This is a genomic window from Pararhodobacter sp. SW119 (genome assembly GCF_017811755.1).
Classification (GTDB): Bacteria; Pseudomonadota; Alphaproteobacteria; order Rhodobacterales; family Rhodobacteraceae; genus Pararhodobacter.
The window spans coordinates 1-739 of record NZ_JADDJF010000176.1; the positions used below are offsets into that span (position 1 = coordinate 1).

The following is a 739-nucleotide window of genomic DNA, read 5'->3' on the forward strand; positions in this document are numbered from 1 at the left end:
GAGCTTGAAATCGCGCATATGACGCACGCAGGTGTCCGTGCGCAGGCGCGGAATGCGCGCCGTCGACATGGCGTCCTCGACCTCGCCCGGGCTCCGCCCTTCAGCCCTCATCCTGAAACCGATCTCGTCGCGGCGGCGCACCTCCTCGGCATCGGCGTTCTCGACCACCTCGCGGATCGGGCGCTTGTCCTTGGCGGACTTCCCGTGATTGGAGGCGATCTTCTGCAGGATTTCGCTGAAGCCCCTGGTGTCCTTCTGGGTGATGACGATCAGCGGCAGATCCCCGCAGATGTCGATGAAAAGCGCGACTGTTGCCTGTTGGTTGCGTCGTGAGTTGGCGACATAGCTTGCACCGGAAGTGGGATCGGGCGTCTCGGACTTCCGTTCGAGCGCATACCCCTCGGACCGGAGATCGAAATAGCGCTGCGTGAATGTCTGCAGCGTGGTTTCGTCGGTCGAAGCCTTGCGACGGGCCGGCGGTGCTGGACGGCTCTTGTCCTTGCTCGCTTTCGTGGTGGCGTCGGGTTGAGCCGGGACATTGGCCGCCGGGGCCGGGGCAGAGGCGGATGGCGCACGGCCGACTGCCGCCGCGACGGTATCCACGCCCCCGGCGAGCCCGGACCAGCGACGGCAACGCCGTGGCCGGATCCTTTCCCGTTCGGGCGCAGTGGATTGAGCAACCTGATGTCTGGAAATTTTGCTGAGAGCGGGTCACGCATCCTGGCATTCCCACTTGATT

The 739-nt window shown here is 64.7% G+C and carries 1 protein-coding gene; it reads right to left on the reverse strand.

Going from position 1 to position 739, the window contains the following annotated elements; all coding sequences use genetic code 11:
- Positions 1-603, reverse strand: a 603-nt coding sequence (locus IM708_RS21130) for a hypothetical protein (protein ID WP_209428514.1), incomplete at its 3' end; no start/stop codon positions are given.
- Between the last annotated feature and the right edge of the window lie 136 nt (positions 604-739).